General features: G+C 43.3%; 8 protein-coding genes. 5 read left to right on the plus strand and 3 right to left on the minus strand.

The features are described from left to right. Window positions 1-4: 4 nt before the first annotated feature. The 3 genes from Pcarn_RS08145 to Pcarn_RS08155 all read right to left on the minus strand — a co-directional run bounded on the left by Pcarn_RS08145 (window position 5) and on the right by Pcarn_RS08155 (window position 3,714). On the minus strand, window positions 5-1,393 hold the full coding sequence (locus tag Pcarn_RS08145) for an aldehyde dehydrogenase family protein (protein WP_261833370.1): 1,389 nt from the start codon (window positions 1,391-1,393) through the stop codon (window positions 5-7). Further along, the gene (locus tag Pcarn_RS08150; RefSeq protein WP_261833371.1) at window positions 1,381-3,033 is read right to left on the minus strand and encodes an acetolactate synthase large subunit; all 1,653 of its coding nucleotides are present in this window, start codon (window positions 3,031-3,033) and stop codon (window positions 1,381-1,383) included. Before Pcarn_RS08150 ends, Pcarn_RS08145 begins: the two co-directional genes overlap by 13 nt. Before the next feature lie 231 nt (window positions 3,034-3,264). Then, on the minus strand, window positions 3,265-3,714 hold the full coding sequence (locus tag Pcarn_RS08155; protein WP_261833372.1) for a DUF6789 family protein: 450 nt from the start codon (window positions 3,712-3,714) through the stop codon (window positions 3,265-3,267). 207 nt (window positions 3,715-3,921) lie between these two features. Between Pcarn_RS08155 and Pcarn_RS08160 the strand changes: the two genes are divergently transcribed. From Pcarn_RS08160 to Pcarn_RS08180, 5 genes are all read left to right on the plus strand, one after another. After that, window positions 3,922-7,497, plus strand: coding sequence for a response regulator (locus Pcarn_RS08160; RefSeq protein WP_261833373.1), 3,576 nt, complete (start codon window positions 3,922-3,924; stop codon window positions 7,495-7,497). 33 nt (window positions 7,498-7,530) lie between these two features. Beyond that, complete coding sequence (locus Pcarn_RS08165; RefSeq protein ID WP_261833374.1) at window positions 7,531-12,054, plus strand: CHASE domain-containing protein; 4,524 nt, start codon at window positions 7,531-7,533, stop codon at window positions 12,052-12,054. Window positions 12,055-12,126: 72 nt separating this feature from the next. Then, a complete protein-coding gene (locus Pcarn_RS08170) occupies window positions 12,127-12,504 on the plus strand; it encodes a response regulator (protein ID WP_261833375.1) in 378 nt (125 codons plus the stop codon). A 58-nt stretch (window positions 12,505-12,562) separates the two neighbouring features. Then, window positions 12,563-13,876 carry an AAA-like domain-containing protein gene (locus Pcarn_RS08175; RefSeq protein ID WP_261833376.1) on the plus strand — a complete coding sequence of 438 codons (1,314 nt, stop codon included), beginning with the start codon at window positions 12,563-12,565 and terminating at the stop codon, window positions 13,874-13,876. A 12-nt stretch (window positions 13,877-13,888) separates the two neighbouring features. Further along, window positions 13,889-17,566, plus strand: a complete 3,678-nt coding sequence (locus tag Pcarn_RS08180) for a response regulator (protein WP_261833377.1) — start codon at window positions 13,889-13,891, stop codon at window positions 17,564-17,566. Window positions 17,567-17,617 lie beyond the last annotated feature (51 nt).

A 17,617-nucleotide genomic window follows, 5' to 3' on the forward strand; every position in this document is an offset into this window, starting at 1 on the left:
GTAATTAGCCATGTTTAAACACCGCCATTTTGTCTTGGGTCATGTCATGCATTGTGTAGCCAATACCACCAGTTCCATATCCCGAGGTATGTCGGCCAGCAAATGGCATCCAGTCAACACGAAACGCTGTATGGTCGTTTACCATAACTGCGGTAGCATCCAGGTGCTTTATACAGTGCTGTGCAATGGCCTGGTTTTCGGTAAAGACAGAAGCTTGAAACGCCACATCCAAAGAGTTTGCTAACTCAATAGCCTGATCAATGTCATCGTAGGTGTACACACACACCACCGGCCCAAAAATCTCTTTTTGGGAAACTTTGCTTTGCTGCGAAGGCTCAAACAGTATGGTGGGTGCATAGGTGGTATCTGATAGAGCTTTCCCTCCAGAGAGTACTTCAGCTCCCTCTTGAACCGCCTCATCGACCCACTGCGCAACTCTGGTCACTTCTGCGGGTCGAATCAGAGGACCGCATTGTGTTGCCTCTTCTCTCGCGTCACCCACAACGAGCTTATTGGCCTCATATGCCATTAACTGCGCTAGCTCTCTTGCGTACTTTTTAGGAGCAAACACACGTTGCACTGAAACACACACTTGTCCAGAGTGATAGAACCCACCTTTCATCAAGGCCGGCAAGGCACTGTTGAGATCTGCATCTTCAGCCATGATAACTGGGGCAGCGCCCCCATGTTCCAGCGCACAACGTGTACCAGGAGCTAATTGTGAACGGAGCATCCAACCAACTCTTGCTGAGCCAATAAACGTCAGGAAAGCGACTCTTTGGTCGGTAATCAATTTCGATGCTACCTCATTTTCAAGGTAAACCATTCGGCACCAACTATCGTCCAATCCCGCTTCATAGGCTATTTCAACAAAACGCTGACAACTTAAAGGTGTGTCCATAGCCGGCTTAACAATCACGGGACAACCGACAGCAATAGCAGGAGCAACTTGGTGAACAATCAAATTCAAAGGGTGATTAAATGCAGAGACAGCGACCACAACCCCTATTGGCTCTCGTGAGGTGAAAGCCGTTCTGCCAGCACCTGCTGCAGTAAGATCCATCGGAATCTCCACACCACGTTCACTCTGCAACTCCGAAATACATAGCTGAACGCCTGCAATTGCGCGGTCTACTTCGATTCTCGCATCGATAAGCGGTTTTCCACCCTCTGAAGCGATCAACATAGCGAGCTGCTCAAACTCTTCCTGCATAATTCTGGCAATGTTGCCAAGAATCGTAATGCGTTTATGTTTCGGTTGCCAATGTGCTCGATGACGATACAGATGGTAAGCTTCGGCTAGAAATTCTTCGACCGTGTCCCAATCAGTGAAAGGCACTTCCCCTATTTCAGAGAGGTCAAAAGGGTTATGAATTTTGGCTATTTTTTGCATACGACACACGCTCTCTTGGATAGTTCATCAATCAGAACCTTTTGGTTTTCCGAATAGTCCACTGGGATTTCAATAAGGTGAACACCGCCTTGCTCAAAAGCATCATTTAAAATGGGCACTAACTGTTCTGCACTCGGAACACGACTTGCTTTTGCACCATAAGATTCAGCGTATTTAACGAAATCTGGGTTGTTAAACTCCAATCCCCAATCCTGAAAACCAGCGGCGGCTTGCTTCCAACGAATCATGCCGTAGGAGTTGTCATTAAGGACAGCAACAACCAAGTTGAGCCCCAAGCGCACTGCGGTTTCCATTTCTTGGCTGTTCATCATAAAACCGCCATCGCCGCAAATTGCCATTACTCGCTTGTTAGGGTGCATTTTCGCAACCATCATTGCAGACGGTAAACCCGCCCCCATAGTGGCCAATGCGTTATCGAGCAGTACAGTATTTGACTGGTATGCCTTGTAGTTTCTAGCAAACCAAATTTTGTAAATACCATTATCGAGGGCAATGACATCTCCAGCGGCCATCACTCGACGGACATCCGCCACCAGCCTTTGAGGCACGATTGGGAATCTCGGGTCATCCACTCCCTCAAGCAGATGCTTTTCTACCTCGGTTTTAACCAGGTTAAAGATGGAACGGTCAAATTCAATTGGCTGTTCAAAGTGGTTCTTCAGGAGCTCGATAGAGGCAGAGATATCACCGACAATTTCTAACTGTGGGAAATAGACCTGATCGACTTGAGCGGATTTATAGTTGATGTGAATAACCTTTCTGTCATCGCCTTCATGCATAAAGAAAGGTGGTTTCTCAACCACGTCGTGACCAATATTGATAATCAAATCGGCATTAGCGATTGCTTCGTGCAGATAATCTCCTGTGGAGAGCGCGGCTGTACCTAAGCACATATCAAGTCGTTCATCGACAACCCCTTTGCCCATTTGTGTATTGAAAAAAGGAATCTGAAGATGCTCGACAAAACTTTGCAGGGTTTTACAAGTTGCTTTACGATTGGCACCGGCACCTACTAGCACAAGAGGAAATTTTGCCGAACGGATGAGGTCTGCAGCCTGCTGGATAACATTATCCTCTGGCCTTGCATACCAACGAGGATGCGGTGTGATCACGCTTGCATCACAATCCTCTCTAGCAATATCCTCGGGTAACTCGAGTAGTACTGCACCTGGTCTCTCTTCCTCGGCAAGGCGGAAGGCTTCTCTAACGATGGATGGGATAGTATTACCATGAACGATTTGCTTAGACATTTTGCAAACCGGGTCAAACAAACCTACGACATCAATGATTTGAAATTGACCCTGCTTAGATTTCTTTATCGGCTTTTGACCTGTCAGCATGACCAAAGGGAACGCGCCTAAGTGTGCATAAGCTGCTGGCGTTGCGAAGTTTGTTGCTCCTGGCCCTAGCGTCGCCATGCAAACACCGGCTTTGCCCGTTAAACGACCATAGGTTGCCGCCATGAAGGCTGCTCCTTGCTCATGACGCGTTAACACCAGTTTGATGTTAGAGTTTCTCAAAGACTCGACCATATCGAGATTCTCTTCACCCGGGACGCCAAAAATAAACTCCACACCTTCGTTTTCGAGTGCCCTTACAAATAAGTCTGATGCTTTCATTGGAACCTTCTTTTTCTAACTCATTGATTTCAATCTACGTGTCTATTTAGTGGGTCATTTAAAGCTCTCTTCCACCAAGTTAAATCCAGCATTAACGCTAGTTGCATATAGATTGGTTTACAAAGTGAACAGTAAGGTGCTATCCCATTACAGCTTTGAAGATGTGAATCTCATCCTGTTAGACACCTTACCTATTCACAAATAGTGCCTTTATTGCCATCTAGTGAGTCATTAGCCTTTGTTAAGCTTCGAGTACGAAACACCTAGAGCAACGCCAAACACCAAGTGAAGGACAAATGTCATTACTGGCACCTTGATGTCCAATGCCAAGCCAAACAGCCCGAGATTAGCCAGAGGCATTAGTACAACCATCATTGCCAACCAAGCAGAAATCGCGAGTGCTACGGCTTTAGTCAGTTGATTTGTGCCTGGGAGAATTTTATTGAGCACTACCAAAGCACCGCCCCATACAAGACTGCCTAGCAAAAAGTGCATGACCCAACCGACACCCATGCCAAGACTCAAGCCAATATATTCAGTGATAAGGTTGCTAAGAATATGAATGGGATTAAAAGCAGGCATAACTCCTAGCACGCTTTTAATCATCATGAACAACGTAAGTACAGCCGTTGCAATAAAACCAGCAACGAAACCTCGAGTTAGGTTATTAATGTTAAACATGTCGGTCACTCCATTTTTCCAGTGTCTTAATTTGATTAGTAACTTATCGAGGAATGACGAATTTGGATGTGTCTTAGAAGACCGAAAAAGTGTACAAAGTCATTAACTAATGACGTCTATCGAAATAATTGCAGTTGGATAGCACCCTTAATAAAAGTCACATATACTCAGATATCATGATATTTAACAGGGAGTTAGTTCAAAATCATGTCTCAGTTGTTAAAAGTTCCATCTACATTTGTGTGGGGCACTGCATTTATATCCTTTTTCCCCGCAGCACTTTTGTTACTTGGGATTAGCTTCGATACATCAAGCCAACTGATTGATATTGAACCCCTGCTGAACGCTTCTCTCACTGAAATCAAAGAAGCTATATATCCAAGCTTCGCTGGTTCGTTTACTCACACCATTTTAGAGTGGGCATCAATAAGTATCGCGGTGTTAACCGTATTCGTTGCCTTTGCTCACTTTAAAATTAAGAGGGATGCGGTTACCCCTATTATTGGGGTCGCTTTATTTACTGCTGGTTTAATGGATGCTTTTCATGCCTTAGCCGCAGATAGACTAATCTCAGCTGCTGCACCGAACGAATATTTCGTCCCTTTTACTTGGGCAATAGCAAGACTTTTCAACGCTAGCATAACCATGGCAGGTGTATGTCTATTGCTGATTTATGGTAATAAAAAGGCGAAGCTAAGCTTCGTCTTTTCGGTCACAGTGATCTTTGGGTTAGTGGCCTATGCAATTATGGCCTTCTGTGCAACCCAACCCTCTCTCCCACAAACGATCTATCCCAATGCATTCATTTCAAGACCTTGGGATATAGGGCCATTAGTATTGTACTTTGTGTGTGGACTTTGGCTGTATCCTAAGTTTTACAAGCGCCAGCCTTCCCTTTTCACTCAAGCTCTATGGATAAGTCTTATTCCTCAGATTATGACTGAGCTACATATGGCTTTCGGTTCCACTGGTCTCTACGACAGTCATTTCAACATTGCTCATTTCCTAAAGATTGTTGCTTACGCTGTACCCTTCATCGGCCTCCTACTCGACTACATCAAAACCTATCAATCGAAGCAAAGATTAGAACAGGCTTTATTAGCCGAAAAGAACAACCTAGAAACAATGGTTAGAGGCAGGACACTAGAGCTAGAAAAAAGCGAAGCAATGACAAAATCAATTATTGAAACGGCATTGGATGCAATCATTCTAATTGATAAAAACGCTCGCATTATTACTTGGAATAAACATGCAAATCTAACCTATGGGTGGACAGAGCAAGAAGTGTTGGGCAAGCCTATTACCGATATCTTCGAGCTGGATAACGACACGTATAACTACACTTCTGAACTTGAAACTCTGCTAACGACGGGAGTTAACCCTCTAAAAAACAAGAGGCTAGAGGTTATGGCTCACAGTAAACATGGCCAAGCTTTTCCCATAGAGCTCACCTTCTCTCCTATTCTACAAGGTAATGATTATGTCTTTAGTACAATATCTAGAGACATTAGTGCTCGAAAACAAGGAGAAGACGAACTCAAAGCGGCTCGAGAGTCAGCAGTAAAAGCAAATAGTATAAAAAGTGAGTTCTTGGCGAATATGAGTCATGAAATACGCACACCAATGAATGCAATTATTGGTATGTCTGACTTGGCATTGGAGACAAAACTCGATTCAAAACAACATAACTACGTTTACAACATCAACCGCTCTGCCAACTCATTACTTGGCATCATCAATGACATTCTAGATTTCTCAAAGATTGAGGCGGGTAAGCTTTATATGGAAAGTATTCCTTTCCGTATAGAGGATGTACTCGATGAATTGGCTGCCATGCTCAGTTTTAAAGCTGAAAAAAAGTCGGTTGAACTTCTCTTCGACATCCCTCCAGCATTACCTGAAGGTCTAATTGGTGATCCGCTTAGGTTAAATCAAGTTTTAATTAACCTTGGAGATAACGCCATCAAGTTTACCGAAGTCGGTGAAGTCATCATTTCCGTACGTCTAATCGAACAAGCTAAGGGATGGTGTCGTCTCAAATTTAGCGTCAAAGATAGTGGTATAGGTATTGATAAACAAAAGATAGATTCCCTATTCAACTCTTTTACACAAGCTGACACCTCTACAACCAGAGAGTTTGGAGGGACAGGCCTGGGCCTTACCATTAGTCGAAAGATCGCAGAAATTATGGATGGCGAATTAACTTGCGAAAGCGAGCTATCCAAAGGGTCTACCTTTTCATTTACCGCCAAGTTTCAGCAAGATGAGGTGCAAGAGAGTAGCCCCACAACAAATTATCCAAGTTATAAAGTTCTAATCGTCGATGACAATCAGAGCTCAAGAGACATATTAAACAACATATTGACTTCGTTCGGTATGTCTTGCGATCAAGCTGAGAACGGAAGCTTAGCACTAGAAAAAATCAAAACTGCGGACTCAAATAGAGCACCCTATGAGCTGATAATCATTGATTGGCAGATGCCAGAGATCGATGGTATCGAGGTAGTTAAACGCATACAAACACTAGACATTGTATCGGCACCACCAGCTGTTGTAATGGTGACCGCGCATGGTAAACAAAAGGCTCAAGAGGCCGCCAGCGGAACTCCGATCAAGTCGTTTCTAACGAAACCAGTCACCCCTTCAACACTACTAGACTCTATTTTGGTTGAAAAAGGAAAAGAGATACTTCACCAAAACCGAGCAGCAGTGCGAGAAGAAGAAGTTGAAAAGGCTATAGACGGACTGCGCGGCGCTAAAATTCTGCTTGTTGAAGATAATGCTATTAACTTGGAGTTGGCTGTCGACGTCCTTAATCGACAAGATATCGATGTTATCACAGCCAAAAATGGAGTTGAGGCAATACGACAACTGGAACAACAAGTATTCGATGGTGTACTGATGGATTGCCAAATGCCAATAATGGATGGTTACGAGGCAACCCGAAACATTCGCAACAACGAAAGCTTTAAGCAGCTGCCTATCCTTGCTATGACCGCAAACGCCATGGCAGGCGATAAAGAGAAAGTCCTTGAGGCTGGAATGAATGACCACATCACAAAGCCAATAAATCGCCGTAGGCTCTTCTTAACAATGGCCAAATGGATAAAACCAGCGCAACCGTTATTAAAGAAAGCGCCGAAAGAAAAAACAGAAGACCCAGTATCCATTCCTGAAATTAAGGGAATAAACCTTAATGCAGGTCTAGCGATTTGCAATGATAGCCCCTCTCTTTATCTTTCACTTCTTAAAAATCTAGTGGAACAAGAGAGTGACTTTAAAGCTCGATTCCAGCATCACCTTGCCGACCGCAATATCAAAAGCGCCACACTATGTGCGCACACTCTTAAAGGCGTTTCCGGCAACCTTGCTGCTGAAAAGGTATATCAAGCTGCTTTTGAGTTGGAAGAAGCGTGTAAGCAAGGTAATTATGAGCAGATTCATGAGCGCGCGAAGCCTGTTTTTAGGCTTCTAGAGGATTTACTTTCAAACATTAAAGTTGCGATTGAGGACCTAGCCATTGAGAAACCGAATCTGCTCACTGATAAAGATCTCTGTGAGCTACTTCATTCTATTTTGATACTACTGGAGTCATCGGATACAGAGGCTATTGAGCAGATAGAAGACATCTCAATCACTCATCATGGTGATGAGATTGAGAAGCTATTGAATGAGCTAAGAAATGCAGCAGACAACTACGATTTCAATCAAGCAATGGCCTCATGCCAAAAACTACTTTCGGCATTAGATTGTGAGATGGACGGCGATGATACTAACGCTTAAGTGCCATTACTCTTGCTTTGAAAAGAGAGAAATATGAGCCTCAATAACAACCGTCATCTGCTGTTTGTGATACCAACCCTCGCTGTCATTATGATGGGCTTCATAGTCATATTTGGCTGGTTCACCAGTAATGACACTCTAACCAAAATGAACCCAAACTTTGTGTCAATGCAGTTCAACACAGCGTTATACTTTGTATTGTCTGGCTTTGGTTTGTTGTCTCTTTTAAGTGAACGTCTAAAGCTCACAGCTCTATTTGGCTTAGTGACTGTAGCGACCTGTAGCATCACGCTATCCCAGTATATTTTTGGATTTAATGCAGGATTTGATCAGTTTTTCATTGCAGCATCGAGTGACCTTTACACATCTCATCCGGGCCGAATGGCTCCAAATACAGCTTTAGGATTTATCGCGACGGGTTTAGCCCTAGTTTGTGGTGCTAGTAAGGTTAGTAACTCCAATGCGGTTATAGGTAGCCTTGCTTCTTTTATTTTCGCTCTCGGTTTTGTAGCTCTGGGCGGCTATCTAACGGACATCAACACCGCTTACGGATGGGGCTCCGTCACTTACATGGCAGTACATACTGCAACAGCTTTTACCGTTGTTGGTGTGATTTTCCTGTCTTACGCCATTGGTAAAGAACAAGAGAAAGACTCAAACAACAGCCTTCCATCATGGTTACATTGGCCCATAGGAATCTGGGGCATTACTATCACAATCACCATATGGGAAGCACTCAATCAATACAATCTAAGCAACTTAAAACCCCACTACATTAGTCAAGGGTTAGCTACAGAAAGCTTGTTGGTGTTTGGTATTTTGTTAACCATAGTCGTGGCTTGGGCCGTGCGAAGCACATATTACACGGTCCCAAGAGTCGAGCCGTCACTGAATCGCAAGTCTGCTCCTGTCATCACCATAGTGCTTGGCTTTCTTCTTTCAGGTGCTGTGTTGCAACTACTGCACAATAATTTTCAAGCTAAGGTGACATCTCAGTTTAACAAGGCATCAGAGGATCTTGGCAAATCGATGGGTTTTGCCATGGGTGCCTATTCAGAAGTTCTCTATGATCTGAGGTCTCTGTTCCAAGCCTCGCAACATGTGGAGCCCTATGAATTTCAACAAATAGTGCAACACGATCTTAAGCGCTTGCCTGGAATTCGTTCTCTGCAATGGATTCCCAAGGTTGATAACGAAGAGCGCAATGACTTTGAGGCCAAAATTAGCGCTAGCTTAAAGCGACCATATGAAATAAAACAAATAGAAGAAAACCGGACACTTACTAAAGCCGAGCCTAGACAGTTTTACTATCCGGTCACTTATTTAGAGCCTTTCACTCCGAACGCTGCCGCACTCGGTATTGACCTAAATTACAATCAAGAGATTGAACGTATTCTGCAATCTTCAGTGCAACTCAATGAGGTGATTGCGACAAAACGCATCGATTTAATACAGACGCCTGAAAACTCATTTGGTGTGCTGGCTGCCCTACCCGTTTTTAAGCTCGACCAAGGTTTAGCTAGCTCAGCGGATCGTAATGATGCATTACAGGGCTTCGTTGTTCTGGTTATTGAGGTGGGACCAATGATCGATGGTATTTTAGATAAATATCTAGAACCCACGGGACTTAATCTTACCTTTTCCGATGTTATAGATAACAGTCTAGTTGCGCCTCTCTATTCACACACATCACGCATCGCGACCAAGACGCAACCAAGTGAACAACTAACCAAAAATATCACGTTGAAATTTGCCAATCGCGATTGGCTTTTAACCGCTTCAGCTGCAAACACGGATTTATATCCTTCTTTTTCATTTGCCATTGCTCTACCTCCACTCACTATCTTGATTATTGCGTTCAGTCTTGCATTTTTTATCCGCCAAACCATGAGAAGGGATAAAGAGCAACTGGCACTCTTAGGAGAACTCGCAGCCAAGGAAAGCCATTTAGAGACGCTTGTTCATACCATCCCCGGAACGACGTGCACACATTTGATAGACAAAGATTGGACGGTTGAATTCATCAGTGATGATGTCGAACATCTCACTGGCCTCAGCCCATCAATGTTTGTGGGAAAACAAACTCGAACCTTGATGGAATACATACACCCAGATGACTTTCAACGAGTAAAAGACCACATAGTGCTGTCGGTTGAGTCAAAACAGAGCTTTGAGCTCGAATACAGAATTGTTCACAAGGCTGGCAAAACAGTCTGGGTCTATGAAAAGGGCCAAGCAGAATACGATGAATCAGGCAGAGCGGTTCGAGTACATTGCACCTTACTAGATATCAGTGAACGTAAAGCTCAAGAGCAAGCGCTTGCGATTGCAAAAGAAGAGGCAGAACTTGCCAACATCGCTAAAAGTCAGTTCTTAGCAAATATGAGTCACGAAATCCGTACTCCGATGAATGCCATCATTGGCCTATCGCATCTAGCATTGGAAAGTGACCTGAATCAGCGACAGTACAACTACGTTAAAAAAGTGCATAGCTCGGCGAAGTCCATGCTCGCTATTATCAATGACATTTTAGATTTTTCGAAAATAGAAAATGGAAAGCTCACCATTCAACATAAGGAATTCTATATCGATGATCTGTTCGAAAATATCAGCAACTTGATAAGCTTCCAAGCCGAAGAAAAAGGGCTAGAACTGGCGTTCAACCTCCCTACAACTATCCCGAGTCCTCTGATTGGAGATTCTTTAAGAATCAGCCAAGTACTGATAAATCTAGTCAACAATGCTGTTAAGTTTACGCCCAGCGGCTCCATCTCAGTTTCCGTCTCTGCCAAGACGATGACAGACAACCAGTGTGAACTACATTTTACCGTTTCAGATACCGGCATAGGTATACCAAAAGACCAAGCTCAGCAGCTGTTTTTACCCTTTAGTCAACTTGATAGCTCATCTACACGGGACTTCGGAGGTACTGGGCTAGGATTGGTGATTTGCAAGAATTTAGTTGAGCTGATGGACGGAACCATTTGGGTTGATAGTGAAGAGTCAGTAGGTAGCGATTTTCAATTCACTCTTCCCTTAACTAAGAGTGACCAGACAGCTCCTGCATACTCGTTGAAACATGAAATCGCAGATAAACCCGTTGAAGCTATTATCATCAAGTCTGAAGCGACTGTTCTCACCCATTTAGACCGTCGCCTCTGTGAACTGGGCGTTCAGAAGGTAAACTTTGGTGATCTACACCAAATACAGCAAAGCCTATCACTTAATAATGAATCTCAATCAAGCCACTATCTGATATTCATTGATTACTCATTGTTCAGTGACAGTTTAAATGAGGCCTTGAGTGTTATCTCAAACAGCCATAACAAGATCTCTCTTATCGTATTAACACCACAAAACATAGATAGAGATTCGATTGAAGCGCAGAGTAGAAATATTTTCTCGCTATCAAAGCCCTATCTACCCTCTTCATTGATGAGCGTGATTCTTAAAGCCGTCAATTCAAAACACCAAGAGCCAATCACATCTCATGTTAGCGACAAGAGCATTGAACAGTTTGTCTCTCGAATCGGCTCTGCTCATATATTAGTTGTGGAAGACAACTTGATAAATCAAGAAATCACTCAAGAGCTTCTGCGTTCCAATGGCATGCGGGTCACTATCGCAAACAATGGGTTGGAAGCGACACAGTTAGCAAATGAAAAGACATTTGACGCCATATTAATGGACTGTCAAATGCCTATCATGGATGGTTATGAAGCAACGCAAAAAATCCGTCAATTACCGCAAGCCAGTGAGATTCCAATCATTGCGATGACCGCAAATGCAATGGCTGGAGATAGAGAAAAAGAAATCTCCGCAGGGATGAATGATCACATATCTAAACCTATTGATGTCGAAGCGGTCTTTGAAACGCTTGCAAAGTGGATTGAAGCCCCTTTATCCAACAGCCCTTCGAAGAATCAAGTATCAGAACCTAGTATAGAGATTGATTTCTCCACCCTGGAAAACGTAAACACTAAAGAAGGGCTCGCTCGTTGTCAGGGAAATCAACGCCTATATTGGAATCTACTAAACGACTTTGCGAAATCGCAAGCCTCCTTCATCAAGCGTTTCAATGATGCTACTGAGCAAGGTGACCCTGAAAAATTGGGTCACCTCGCACACGAATTAAAAGGCGTATCAGCCAATATTGGAGCCACTATGATTAGTGAATTAGCGAGTAGCCTTGAAAGAGCAGATAAAGCAGATAAAACCGAGATATCTACGATACTAGAAGGACTCAAGCTATACCTTGAAAAAGCAGTTACTCAAATTAATGCCATGACGCCAACAGAAAACACTGAAGCTACGCACACCAGTTCAACCTCTGATAGCGAGGCGGTTTCTAGTGCACGAACCACTCTGATGCATCTAGAAAAGCTGTTGATAGAGAGTGATATCGAGGCACAAGATGTGATCGTACAGCTAGTTAATGATCCCAATCTTCAAGATTACAATCTCGAGCTAACCACACTTGAGGGATACATTTATGACTTTGACTTCAAAGAGGCACTAGATTATTTCAAGAAGCTTAAAGGCCTGATGATTATCTAAAGTATGTAGCCTCATTTTATATGTAAACCAAATCTGAAGTTATCAAGTTCTCAAAACTAAGGACGAGAAAGAATGAGCAAACAGGGTCACACAATCTTAGTTGTCGATGATGCCCCAGCAAACATCCGATTAATCACCAGCTACCTAAAGAACCAATACCGTGTTCTAGCCGCCACCTCTGGCGAGAGTGCGCTACAAATTATTAAAAAACAGAACACAGATTTGGTTCTGTTAGATATAAATATGCCTGGTATGAGTGGGTTTGAAACCTGTGAACGAATCAAGTCAACTCCAGAGTCGCAATCATTACCGGTCATTTTAATCAGTTCTACTGTGGATGAAGACTCAGTAAAGAAATCATCTACTGTAGGCGCCTCGTACTGCCTACAAAAACCATTGGTTGGAGAGGATCTACTCACCAACATAGAGAATCTACTAAGCAATAAATAGACAAGTATATTTGCCCCTTGATTCTACTAAGGGGAGATAGCTAAAAGGACACACAGCTATGATGAATCACCAAGAAGCCAAAGATCTTTTGAGCACTCTTCTGCCCGCAGAAAGCCTCAATATGGTCAGAGTTGAAGTATTCAGACTCTCTTGGGAAGGGAAAGGCTACAACATAATTTCAGAAGAAACAGGGTACGATCACGACTATGTGCGGAAAGGTGGCGCATGGCTTTGGAAAACGCTTAGCGAAGTATTGGAGTGCTCTGTTACTAAGAGAAATTTCCGCCCTTTGCTAGAAAAAGCGCTTGCCGCCAACAGTGAAGCCCTTGCCCATGAACTAGAGTATCCGGGTGGCATAATATCGTTTACATCCCCATTTTATATTGAACGAACAGAACAAGAAAAAGCCGTTTACAATGAAGTACTTCGCGATGGTGCGGTGATCAGAATCAAAGGCCCCCGAAAAATGGGTAAAAGCTCTCTCGCACTGAGGCTATTAGACCATGTTGAGTCGGAAGGCTATCGCATAGTCAATATCGACTTTACACACGCTTCTAGCAAAACACTTTCTGATTTGGACCAACTGCTCTACTGGACAATGACACAGGTTATTTCTCAGCTAAGACTGAGCATAGACCTAGATGATCATTGGAACGCTCTTATAGGTAGCAAGCTGAGTACCAGCAATCTGCTTCACGATATCTTGGATGACCTTGACCGACCATTGCTACTCGTTATCAAAGAACTGAACCTAGTCTATGAGTATGAAGACGTCAGTAAAAACTTCTTGCCTCTATTACGCTCATGGTTTGAGGAGTCCAAACACGCACCAGCAATGAAAAAACTGAGGCAGCTATTAATTTACTCTACCGAAGTGTATGTAAACCTAGATATCAATCTATCCCCTTTCAATGTGGGGCTTCCTATCGAACTCAAAGGCTTCGATGGCGACCAACTTGAATCTCTTGCAAACATTTACGGTTACCGATGGAAAAATGATGGTAAAGCGACAAGCCCAATCACCATGCTTCTATCCAGCCTAGGAGGGCACCCTTATCTGTGTCAATTGGCGCTATACAGCATGGCGAGTTCTTCAGAGATTATTGAGAGTCCTACTCAGTCACTGAAACAACTTCTGAGCAATGCAAGCAAACCAGGGGGAGTTTTTAGCCACTTCTTACAACTCATTCTTGTCGACTTGAATAATAATCAATCAGCCATGTCTGCCCTTAGAAAGCTTGAAAGTGCTCAAGAACCCTTAACCCGAGTAGAAATGTATCAACTCGAAAGACTCGGTGTGATCAACATAATTGAAGGCGAGCCACAGATAGTGAATCAAATGATTTACAAATATCTTTTGAGTAACATTTAGGCAGAGATGAATATGGAGCAAGCGAAAAATCGTTTTCAAGTGGGTGGGAGCATTTCAGAAAAAAGCTCCATATACATTAAACGAGCTGCCGATGTTGAGCTATTCGAAGCCCTAAAACGCCAAGAGTTGTGCTACGTCTTTAACTCTCGCCAGGTTGGCAAATCATCGCTACTGGTGAGCGTTAAATCCGCCTTAATGGAACTTGGGTTTAGATGTTGCTTTTTGGACATGAGTCGAATCGGCAGTATCCAGCCTACTCAAGAACAATGGTATGCAGGGATCATTTCAGAGCTTTGGCGCGGATTTTCATTGCCCAAAGGTCAGGCAATGTTTGAATGGTGGAACGAACAAGGAGATATACCCGCTGCTCAAAAATTCAGCCACTTTATCCAAGATAAGTTGCCGAGAAGCCTCGCCGACCTTGAGATGGTGATATTTATTGATGAAATTGATTCCGTTCTCAGTCTGCCCTTCCCTGCCGATGATTTTTTTTCGGTCATCAGGGCAAGTTTCAATCAACGTGCCGACCAGTTGGCGCAAAATGTGGTTAATTTCGCATTCTTTGGCGTTGCGCTCCCATCAGATTTAGTTTCAGAACCCAGTCGTTCGCCTTTTAATATCGGAACCGCGATAAAGTTAGAAGGCTTCACCTTACCTGAGGCAACACCACTAGCTTCAGGGCTGAAAATCGAAGAGAAAAGTGCTCTAGCTGTTCTCAGCCGAATTATTTATTGGACTGGTGGCCAACCCTTTTTAACGCAGAAAGTATGCCAACTCATTAACAACCAGTTAGAAAAGCAAAATATAGAAACCTTTAGCGATACAGGTAGTTCACTTGAGGACTTTGTTGACACCTCAATATATGAGCACATCATCGACAGCTGGGAAAATAAGGACAACCCAGAGCATTTAAAAACCATCATGGACCGCCTATTACATGATGAGGCCTATAGCACTCTAAACTTAGATCTCTACTCACAGCTACTAAAAACTGGCAGCTACCAGATCGATTCCAATGGCGATGATAGCTGGCGCCACCTATATCTCACAGGAATCATATCCCACCATGAAAACACCTTGCGTGTCCGAACCAGAATTTATCGAGAAGTATTTAACTCGGATTGGATTGATGATCTACTAGAGAAGAAAAGGCCTTACTCTGAGGCTTTCAAACTGTGGCACAAAACAAACGATGATGCGTACCTTTTATCCGGAGAAGCCCTTTCCGATGCCAAGGCTTGGTCTGAGAACAAGCATCTGCCAGAACTCGACTACCGATTCATCGCTGCTAGCCAAACGGTCGAACAGAAAAAAGTGGAAGAGAGCAACACTCGGCTTATTGAAGAAGTTAAAAGCAGGGAACAAGCCGAAAAAGAGCTCAAAAATACGCTTGAATTGTTGAGAGAGGCAAATACCAGAATAGAGTCCGCAAACAGTGCCAAAAGCAATTTTGTTACGCGCGTAAGTAAAGAAGTTAGAACGCCAATTAACAGCATATTAGGTCTGGGGTTTCTGGCAATGCAACATGATAGTTCCCCACTTATCCAAGATTACCTCTCTAAAATATACCGCTCGGCCGGATACTTGCTTAACGTGGTGAATGATATTGTTGATATCAACAAGCTAGAGCGCAACGAACTCACTTTAGTACACGAAACCTTTTGGTTAGATGACATTATTGACAATGTCATAGACATAGTAACGCCCAAAATGCATGAGAACTCGGTCGAACTAAAGGTAGAGCTCCCGACTACCCCTCCTATCATTGGTGACCCAGTAAGGCTACAACAACTGATTCTAAATCTAATGTCCAACGCCATCAGATTTACGGAAGAAGGCACGATTTCACTTAAAGTGGGAGTCTTGTCATTGGTTCACAACCAGATTAATCTGAGCTTTATTATCCAAGATTCAGGTATAGGGTTTTCGGCAAAAAAAATCTCCTGCACATTGAATAAAGAGCAGAAAGGTCACCTACCAATAGGGCTCGGGTTGGAGTTTTGCACCGACCTACTTAGTTTATGGGGCAGTGAACTCGACATCCAAAGTACACCGCGAGTAGGCAGCAGATTACAGTTTGATCTAGGGTTCAACGTTGATAGCAAAACAGATAACACTAATATTCACGACTTGTTTACTGTTGCAATCATTGGCTCTAAGCCGTTTATAACCCAGTTAACAGGGCAGGTACAGTCACTTTCTCATCAGGTAATTGACGCAGGACAGGACCTATCTGATCTTCAGGAGATTGCTTCGAGTAACAAACAGCTCAAAATAGACAAGGTGCTATTAGAATTTACAGACAATGCCTCTATAGAAACACTTCGTCAGTTGCAAGATCTCAAACTAAAGGTCGATGTCATACCTGTAATCCATGCCACAAACACTCCACTAAATTGGCTTAGCAGTATGGCCACAAGCTACCACCTTTCAGTTCCGTGTAGCTCAAGACGCCTACAAAACACTTTAGAAAAGAGAAGTCTCGATACCGATTATCTGCCAACAGCACCCATGTTTAGCAAATCATACCGAATACTGGTGGCTGAAGACGACGAAGTTAACCAACAGATAGTTACTGAACTATTGATCAAACAAGGGTTGGTGGTCACCGTCGTAGGAAATGGTATAGAAGCGGTAAATAAGCTCGCTGAGAAACACTTTGATTTAGCTTTTATGGACATAGAGATGCCATACAAGGGTGGCTTGGAAGCGATCAAGGAGATAAGAGCTCTCTCGCCTATACATGGCACAGGGTATGACAACTCAAAGATACCCGTTATTGCTATGACCGCTCTCGCGATGAGCAACGACAGGGAAAGGTTTCTAAAGGCGGGAATGGATGACTATATTACTAAACCGTTAGATCCGGATATGATTTCAAAACTGCTAGTAAAGTGGCTTCCAAATGTACAAGGTGTTCAGACACTTTCGACACCCAACGACCATCAAACGCTGACGATTAGCAACGTCGATACCCATGAAGGTATTCTTTGCTGTGGTGGAAATATCCAGTTATACAAAGAACTGCTGGTCAAATTTGCCAAACAACACACTTCACCAATTGACTACAAACAACTTACAACCGCAGATCTGTATACGTCACTTCATACGATCAAAGGAACTGCTGCGAACTTAGGACTGTCTTCGGTTGCTCTATCAGCAGGTTCACTTGAAAGTTTGTGCCGCTTAAAGCGCTGGCCGTCAGCGTATCAGCTCGATGATTTTAGTAACCAGCTGCAGCAAACATGTTCCAAACTCCTACAACACTCCGAACTTGCTACTGTCGTTCAACAAACCCCTGAAACTACTCCAGAGCCTCCATCAATAGATCGAATATTAATCATTTCAGATGATTTCAAGCGATTAAGAGTCTTAATTAACGAGTTAAAACAGAGATACAAAGTGAGTATCGCTACCGATTTTCAAAACGCGCACTCCATTTTGCAACAGGTAGGCCACGCAAACACCATATGCATTTCATCCTCTGAAGATGAACTGGGGAATGCAATTGATTTTATCAAACAAGTCAAAACACAAAACCCGGGTACTCATTTTTGTATGTTGACTGAACCTTTGGAAGAGCAACACTATCAGAAAGGTTTAGCGGTGGGCGTAAACGACTTCTTTGTTCATCCACTCAGTCCAAGCCTAATCCTCCACCGATTACCGAACCCAAGTAATGCTAAATAACTTATAGCGACTGATGAATTCAGTCGCTATAACCTGCTACCAGTTAGCCAA

It is taken from the genome of Vibrio ishigakensis, assembly GCF_024347675.1.
Taxonomy (GTDB): Bacteria; Pseudomonadota; Gammaproteobacteria; order Enterobacterales; family Vibrionaceae; genus Vibrio; species Vibrio ishigakensis.

Coding starts and splice junctions, on each gene's coding strand:
- Pcarn_RS08155 (WP_261833372.1), bottom strand. CDS start 3,714: ATGTTTAACATTAATAACCTAACTCGAGGTTTCGTTGCTGGTTTTATT.
- Pcarn_RS08150 (WP_261833371.1), bottom strand. CDS start 3,033: ATGAAAGCATCAGACTTATTTGTAAGGGCACTCGAAAACGAAGGTGTG.
- Pcarn_RS08170 (WP_261833375.1), top strand. CDS start 12,127: ATGAGCAAACAGGGTCACACAATCTTAGTTGTCGATGATGCCCCAGCA.
- Pcarn_RS08180 (WP_261833377.1), top strand. CDS start 13,889: ATGGAGCAAGCGAAAAATCGTTTTCAAGTGGGTGGGAGCATTTCAGAA.
- Pcarn_RS08175 (WP_261833376.1), top strand. CDS start 12,563: ATGATGAATCACCAAGAAGCCAAAGATCTTTTGAGCACTCTTCTGCCC.
- Pcarn_RS08160 (WP_261833373.1), top strand. CDS start 3,922: ATGTCTCAGTTGTTAAAAGTTCCATCTACATTTGTGTGGGGCACTGCA.
- Pcarn_RS08145 (WP_261833370.1), bottom strand. CDS start 1,393: ATGCAAAAAATAGCCAAAATTCATAACCCTTTTGACCTCTCTGAAATA.
- Pcarn_RS08165 (WP_261833374.1), top strand. CDS start 7,531: ATGAGCCTCAATAACAACCGTCATCTGCTGTTTGTGATACCAACCCTC.